We start from the raw sequence: 7,402 nt of genomic DNA, 5'->3' as shown, positions 1-7,402 counted from the left end.
ACCCGAAAAGCCCATCAATCCGAATGCGGTGAAACAAACGCCAGCGATGCCGGTCGTCCGCGCAATACAGCCAGCCGCAGCAAATGCCCAGAGCGGGCCCGAAACCGAGCGTCGTGAATAAGAGAGGATAGAAGCGATAGCCGACCGTCGCGCCATAGGTGCGCGGCGGCAGGTAGGTCACACCGATGATGCGCCCGGTCGAGATGGCGAAGGTGCTGCTTTCGCGCAGCGTATCGCCGATATTCTTGACCCAGAGCGATGCCGTCACCGTATCGGTCTTGTCCACCCAGCGCAGCGACGCATCGAACATCGTGTAAGCGCGCGTGCCTTCCACCAGCCGCTTGAACTCGGTGAAATAGATGTTGCTGCGCCCGGTCATGTCGCCGCTGACCGTGAAGGTGCCAGCCTCCTGCATGATCGGCAGGTCGACTTCGATCCCGGCGCTATAGGACCAGGTCGGCGAGTTGCGCGTCGGGTTGCCCGCCAACTGGATGTTGCACGGCGCATTGGCATTGAGCGCGTCGGCCCCGCACGGCGCACCAAAGGCGGTGGGATCGGGGTTGGTGACCGGGTTGTAAGCGGGCTGCCCCGCCTGCGCCACGTTCACCGGATCGAGCGGATCGACCGTGATGAAATCATCATAGGTGCTGTCGGTATAGGAAACCGACCCGCGCAACCGCACGCCATCGACCGGCCGCGCCAGCAGGTCGGCTTCGACGCCGGTTGCCGATGTCTTCGCCGCATTTTCGAAGATGGTGGTAAAGCCCGCCGGGCCACCGCCGATCGTCTTGTTGATCTGCAGATCGTCCAACTTGTAATGATAGGCGGCCAGATTGACCTGCAAACGACGGTCGAGCAGTTCCGCCTTCACGCCCAGTTCGTGGTTCTTCATCTTTTCCGGCCGCACGATTGTCGTGCTGCCCGCCGCATTCTCACCCGACCCGGCCTTGAAGCCTTCGGAATAGGTATAATAGAGCAGCAGATCGCTGTTGGGCTGCCATTGCAGGCCGATTTCCGGGGTGAAATCCTTGAACGTGCGTTCGCGATAGGTGCCCTCGATGGTTGTCTTGCGCACCTGCGCCACGGCGGGATTGCCGTTGGCGGTCAGGATGATCGACGGGTTGGCGCTGTCCACCTTCTCATGGCTGTAGCGCCCACCCAGTTTCAGCGACACGCCATTGAGGCCAAAGGCCGCGCCCAGGTCGAAATTCAACTGCCCGAACGCGGCATAGGCGCGGGTGCCAAGGCTGGACTTCAGGCAGACGCGGTTGGGCGATGTGCCCGCCGGGAAATTGCACATCGCCAGCGCTTCGGCGAGCGTCACCGATCCGACGGGGGCAGCGACATTATCCACGAAGGTCGGTCGCGTCGCCAGCACGGTGATGTTCGACGCCAGATCGTTGGTGGAACTCAACCCCACCTGATCGCGCGGCCGCTGGCGCTCATGGAAATAATAGAGGCCGACGACACCCTTCACGATGTCGCTGTCATATTTGAACTGCAATTCGTTGCTGAACTGGTGCGCGTCGATCGTGCGCGTCTGGATCGATGTCGAATTGGGCAGGGTGGCGACCAGCGCCGACCCGTCCAGATCCTGGATCAGCTGCGTCTTGAAATCGCGATAATTGGTGATGTTGCCGATGCTGAACGCATCGCTCAGCTCGATATTGAGCGTGCCGGTGACCGAATAGCTTTTGGTATCGACCGAGGGCGGCTCGTCGCTGCCCAAATCGCGCGGGTTGGTCGCAAAACCGCCGGTGCCGGTGGGCGCGAGGCGCGGCACGCCGGGGAAGGCGGGGCCACGATAATGGACCGCGCCGCTATTGTCGTTCTGGCGGAAATATTCGCCCGAAATCAGATAGTCGATCTTCTCCGACGCGATCAGGTGGATCTGGCCGCGCACCATATAGCGATTAAGGTCATCGACATCGCTGCCGCCCTTGAACGGGTTGCCGCCATAGCCGTCGCGCGCCTCGACCTTGCCCACCAAACGAAAGCGGATCGCATCGATGATCGGCCCGCCGATCGCCGCTTCGCCGGTCATCGCGTTGTAATTGCCATAGCCAAGCCGGCCATAGCCGCTGAACTCGGCGGTCGGCTTGGCGGTGATCAGGTTGATCGACCCGCCGACTGCGTTGCGGCCATAGAGGCTGCCCTGCGGCCCGCGCAGCACTTCGACTCGCTCCAGGTCGAACAGCGACGTCAGCTGCGCTTCGGCGCGCGCGACATAGGCGCCATCGACATGCAGCGCGACGCCGGTGCTGGACCCGGTGGTGGAGGTATTGGCGCCCACGCCGCGAATGAACACCTTGGCCTGGTTGAAATCATTGCCGAACGTGACCGACGGGACGAGCTGCTGAATGTCCTGCAAATTGCTGACCCCGGCATTGGTCAGCGCGTCGCCACTGACCGCCGACACCGCAACGCTGACATCCTGCAACGACTGGCTGCGCTTTTGCGCGGTGACGATGATGTCCATGCCGTCGGTCTGCGCCTGCGCCATCGGGGCAAGGCCGAGGCTCGATACGCCAATGACCGAAACGGAAGCGAACAAGGCGCAAATCGCCCGCGAATTACTGGAAACTTTCATGGCGTCCCTCCCTTGGAACCGGACATCGTGTCAATTGTGTCCTGCTGAAACAATTAGCATGAGCGCACCCCCCACGCAATTGCTCCATCCCCTGTTCCAAGGGGCATGAATGCGAATTTTCGCCACTGTTGCATTGGCGCTGCGGGGGCCGCGAAACGCCCATCTTCCCCCGCCGCGCAAATCTAGCTAAGGGCTGACGATGACCACCTCTCCAGCGCTGATCAGCCGCTCGCTCTTTTCCTTCGCGATCTTTTATGGTGGCATGGTCTGCATCGCGGGCGTGCTGGGCAACAAGCAGGTGACGTTGGGGCCGATTTCGGCGCTTGGCCCTATGGTTGGCTTGGGACCGCTGGCGGTCGAGGCGGGCATCTTTGCCTTCCTGCTGCTGGTGACGATTTCCAGCGCGGTGGCTGAACTCCATGGCCGCGCGGTCGCCAACCGGCTCGTGCAGATCGGCTTTCTCCCGCTCATCGCCTCGATCCTGCTGTCGATCATCGTCCTGTCGGTGCCCGCGGCGGGCGACATGGACCCGGCTCGTGCCGAAGCCTTTGCGATGATGATGGGCGGCACGCCGCGCATCTGGCTCGGCGGCATCATCGCCTATGGCATTTCGCAGACGCTCAATGTCACGCTCTTCGCCGCTCTCAAGGGGCAGGAGGGCAGCCGGATGCTCTGGCTGCGCGCCGCCGTCGCCAGCATCCTCTCGCAGATCGTCGATACCCTGCTGTTCGTGTCGATCGCCTTTTACGGCATCTTCCCGATCGGCGAACTGCTGCTGGGGCAGATGCTGGCCAAGGTCGTGCTGTCCGCGCTGCTGGTGCCGCCGGTCATCTATCTGCTGGTGGGCCTCGGACAGCGGCTCGATCGCGCCTGAGGGGTGAAACTTTGATTAGTTAGCTAACTAATCAAAATCGAAAAACACGCGACCCTTGTCCGGGTCGCTGTACGGTCCCGGCCTTGCGATACCACCGCTTAGGGCTTATGCGCCCGCGCATGAACAGCAATCACGCCCCCGATCCCGCGCTCCTCGCCAAGGCCGAAACCCTGGTCGAAGCGCTGCCCTATATGCAGCGCTATGCGGGCAAGACCTTCGTCGTCAAATATGGCGGCCACGCCATGGGCGACCCCGAAGCCGCGCGCGACTTCGCCGAGGATGTCGTGCTGATGAAGGCGGTCGGCATCAATGTCGTCGTCGTCCATGGCGGCGGACCACAGATCGGCGCGATGCTCAAGAAATTGGGCGTCGAATCGGAATTCGTCGGCGGCCTGCGCGTCACTGATGCGGAAACCGCCAAGATCGCCGAAATGGTGCTGGCCGGCTCCATCAACAAGGAAATCGTCGGCTGGATCGCCGGCGCTGGCGGCCGCGCCGTCGGCATCTCCGGCAAGGACGGCAACCTCATCCTGTGCGAAAAAGTGCTGGGCAAGCGCGAGGCCGACCCCAATTCGGGGATTGAGCGCAATGTCGACCTGGGCTTCGTCGGTGACCCCGTGAAGGTCGACCGCCGCATCCTCGACACGCTGACGCAGGACGGCATCATCCCCGTGGTCGCGCCCGTCGGCATTGGCGCGGATGGCCATACCTATAACGTCAATGCTGACACGATGGCAGGCGCGATCGCCGCCGAACTCGGCGCATCGCGCTTCTTCCTGCTGACCGATGTCGCGGGCGTGCTGGACAAGGACAAGAACCTCCTGACCGATCTCGACCCGCAGGGGATCGAAGTCCTGCAACAGGACGGCACGATCAGCGGCGGCATGATCCCCAAGCTCGAAACCTGCGTCCGCGCGGTCGAGGGCGGGGTGGACGCCGCCGTCATCCTCGATGGGCGGGTGCCCCATGCGATGCTGCTGGAAATCTTCACCCGGCGCGGCGCAGGCACGCTGATCCGGCGCTAAGGGCGCGTGCTGCCGCTTGTCGACGGCCTGCCGCCTGCGCTAAAGCATGGATCGAAGAACCCGCCCCCGTGGCGGGCGACCAGCGGAGAACGATAGCTTGTACGAACTTCTGAACGCCCTCAACGGCATCGTCTATATCGTGCTGGAAGCGGTGTGGTGGATCATCATCGTCCAAGCGGTGCTGAGCTGGCTGATCGCCTTCAACGTCATCAACACGTCCAACGAATATGTGCGCAACGGCCTCTACGCGCTCGATCGCATGACCGAGCCGCTCTATCGCCCGGTGCGTAAGGTGCTGCCGGATCTCGGTGCGCTCGACCTGTCGCCGATGGTCGTGCTGCTCGCGGTCATCATCCTGCAGGGGCCGGTACGCGAAAATCTGTTCGGGGCGCTGATGCGCGCGACGATCTGACCGCGGTCTGGTCGCTGGCGGGCGACGATCTGCTGCTCGCCGTCCGGCTGACGCCGGGCGCTAAGAAGGATGCGATCGGCGGCGGCTGGACGGACGAAAAGGGCGCGGCCTGGCTATCAGCCCGCGTGCGCGCCGTGCCCGAAAAGGGCCGCGCCAATGGCGCGCTGATCGCGCTGCTGGCCAAGACGCTCGATTGGCCCAAAAGCGCGATTTTACTGGAATCGGGCGACACCAACCGGCTAAAGCGGCTGCGAATACGGGATGGGGCGAATGCTGCGGTGCGCCTCACCGCCATCATCGACATATGGGTGCAAGCGACATGACCATCGGCAAGATCATCGACGGCAAGGCTTATGCGGCGGGGCTGCGCGACACGGTGGCCGAGGGCGTCACCGCCTTCGCCGCACAGGCGGGGCGCAAGCCGGGCCTGGCTGTCGTGCTGGTGGGCGAAGACCCGGCGAGCAGTGTCTACGTCCGGTCGAAGGGCAAGATGACCGTCGCGGTCGGCATGGAAAGCTATGAATTTAAGCGCCCGGTCAGCATCGGCCAAGACGACCTGCTCGACCTGATTGCGGAACTCAACCAGGACGACCGCATCGACGGCATCCTCGTCCAGTTGCCCTTGCCCGACCATATCGACGAAGCCAGCGTCATCGCCGCGATCGACCCGGCAAAGGATGTCGATGGCTTCCATGTTGTCAATGCCGGCCGTCTGGCGACGGGGCAGGAGGCGCTGGTCCCCTGCACGCCGATGGGCTGCATCATGCTCTTGAAGGATGAGCTGGGCGATCTGTCGGGGCTGGAGGCGGTCGTGGTCGGCCGCTCCAATATCGTCGGAAAGCCGATGGCACAGCTGCTGCTCGCTGAAAGCTGCACCGTCACCATCGCGCATAGCCGCACCCGTGACATTGCCAGCATCGTCCACCGTGCCGACATCGTCGTCGCCGCCGTCGGCCGGGCGGAAATGGTCAAGGGCGAATGGATCAAGCCCGGCGCGACGGTGATCGACGTCGGTATCAACCGCGTGACCGATACCGAGGATGGCAAGAGCCGGATCGTCGGCGACGTCGCCACCGCCGAAGCGCTGGCGCATGTCCGTGCGATCACGCCCGTCCCCGGCGGCGTCGGCCCGATGACGATCGCGGTGCTGCTGCGCAACACGCTGGTCGCCGCCCATGCCCGCGCGGGGCTGGCCAAGCCGGAGGGCTTGTGAGGGCGCCCGCCGCCCTCTTGACGCTCAGCGCGCTGGCGCTGCTCGCGGTGCCGGTCTCCGCCCGCCCGCCGCTGCGCTTTCAGCCCGACCCCAGTTCGGTCATCGCCGCCGAAATCGCCTTCAACCGGCTGGCGAAGCAAAAGGGGCAATGGACCGCCTTTCGCGACGCCGCCGCCGATGACGCCGTGATGGTCGTGCCGCAGCGGGTGCTGGCGAAGGATTGGCTCAAGGGCCGCGCCGATCCGCCCGCGCCGATGACCTGGTCCCCCTCGATCGTCTATGTCGGATGCGATGGTGGCCTCGCCGCCAGCACCGGCAACTGGACCGCCACGGACGGCACCGTCGGCTATTTCACGACCATCTGGCGGCGCGACAAGAAGGGCAGGTGGGAATGGATCTTCGATCACCGCGCCCCGCTCACCAGCCCCCGCGCTGCGCCTGAATTTCTGACTGGCAAGGTCGCGACCTGCAAGCGGCCGCCGCGTGCCGAGGGGCCACCGCCGGGGAAAAACGACCTGCCCCCACCGCCCGACGACAGCCTGCTCTGGAGCGCCGATGTCGCCGCCGATGGCAGCCGGACGGTCAATGTGCAAATATGGAATGGCAGCGGCTATGACGTCGTCATAGCGGACAGGGTAGGGGCCGGATCATGATCGAATTATTCCTGTCGGCCTTCGTCACCCTGTTCGTGGTGATCGACCCGCCGGGCTGCGCGCCCATCTATGCCAGCCTGACCGGAGAGGCGAGCGCCGCCGAACGGCGCGCCATGGCGATCCGCGCGGTCGGTATCGCGGCGGCCATCCTGCTGGTCTTCGCTTTGTGGGGCAAGCAACTGCTCGGCGTGCTGGGCATCGAACTCGACAGTTTCCGCATCGCGGGCGGCATCATGCTGTTCATGATCGCGATGGACATGGTCTTCGAAAAACGCACCCAGCGGCGCGAGGACCGGGCGCAGAAGCTCACCGACGAAGAACCCCATGTCGAGGATGTGTCGGTCTTCCCGATGGCGATGCCGATGATCGCCGGGCCGGGATCGATCGCCACGGTGATGCTGCTGATGTCGCGCGCCCACGATCTGACCGAGCGGATGGTGGTGCTGGGCGCGGTGCTGTTGACGCTAGCGCTGATGCTCGGCGCGCTGCTCGCGGCAGGGCCGCTGATGGCACTGCTCGGCCGCAAGATCGAAGCCGTCATCACGCGCCTGCTCGGCGTCCTGCTGGCGGCGCTTGCCGCCCAATTCGTAATCGACGGCCTGAAAGCAAGTTTCTAACCACCGATAGAAATAGGT

General features: G+C 64.2%; 8 protein-coding genes. 7 read left to right on the top strand and 1 reads right to left on the bottom strand.

Going from position 1 to position 7,402, the window contains the following annotated elements:
- The coding region (locus SxD43FB_RS04800; protein ID WP_255245597.1) for a TonB-dependent receptor at positions 1-2,590 on the bottom strand (2,590 nt) is incomplete at its 3' end.
- Between the two features lie 199 nt (positions 2,591-2,789).
- Between SxD43FB_RS04800 and SxD43FB_RS04795 the strand changes: the two genes are divergently transcribed.
- From SxD43FB_RS04795 to SxD43FB_RS04765, 7 genes are all read left to right on the top strand, one after another.
- Entirely contained in the window at positions 2,790-3,464 is a 675-nt protein-coding gene (locus SxD43FB_RS04795) for a queuosine precursor transporter (RefSeq protein WP_096061199.1), read from the top strand.
- A 107-nt stretch (positions 3,465-3,571) separates the two neighbouring features.
- Complete coding sequence (gene argB / locus SxD43FB_RS04790) at positions 3,572-4,489, top strand: acetylglutamate kinase (protein WP_037473279.1); 918 nt, start codon at positions 3,572-3,574, stop codon at positions 4,487-4,489.
- Positions 4,490-4,535: 46 nt separating this feature from the next.
- Positions 4,536-4,901 (top strand): YggT family protein, encoded by a 366-nt coding sequence (locus SxD43FB_RS04785; RefSeq protein WP_081912754.1) that lies wholly within the window; start codon positions 4,536-4,538, stop codon positions 4,899-4,901.
- On the top strand, positions 4,898-5,224 hold the full coding sequence (locus tag SxD43FB_RS04780) for a DUF167 family protein (protein ID WP_096061198.1): 327 nt from the start codon (positions 4,898-4,900) through the stop codon (positions 5,222-5,224). Before SxD43FB_RS04785 ends, SxD43FB_RS04780 begins: the two co-directional genes overlap by 4 nt.
- Positions 5,221-6,114: a bifunctional methylenetetrahydrofolate dehydrogenase/methenyltetrahydrofolate cyclohydrolase FolD gene (gene folD, locus SxD43FB_RS04775; protein WP_096061197.1), complete on the top strand. Its 894-nt coding sequence runs from the start codon at positions 5,221-5,223 to the stop codon at positions 6,112-6,114. Before SxD43FB_RS04780 ends, folD begins: the two co-directional genes overlap by 4 nt.
- A complete protein-coding gene (locus SxD43FB_RS04770) occupies positions 6,111-6,767 on the top strand; it encodes a hypothetical protein (protein ID WP_096061196.1) in 657 nt (218 codons plus the stop codon). The genes folD and SxD43FB_RS04770 overlap by 4 nt, the downstream gene beginning before the upstream one ends.
- The gene (locus tag SxD43FB_RS04765) at positions 6,764-7,384 is read left to right on the top strand and encodes a MarC family protein (protein ID WP_037473284.1); all 621 of its coding nucleotides are present in this window, start codon (positions 6,764-6,766) and stop codon (positions 7,382-7,384) included. Before SxD43FB_RS04770 ends, SxD43FB_RS04765 begins: the two co-directional genes overlap by 4 nt.
- The last annotated feature ends 18 nt before the right edge of the window (positions 7,385-7,402 follow it).

Origin of the sequence: Sphingobium sp. D43FB, from assembly GCF_002312805.1 — a bacterium.
Classification (GTDB): Bacteria; Pseudomonadota; Alphaproteobacteria; order Sphingomonadales; family Sphingomonadaceae; genus Sphingobium.
Note: the sequence above shows the minus strand (reverse complement) of the source record. Positions and strands in the feature narration are given on the sequence as shown.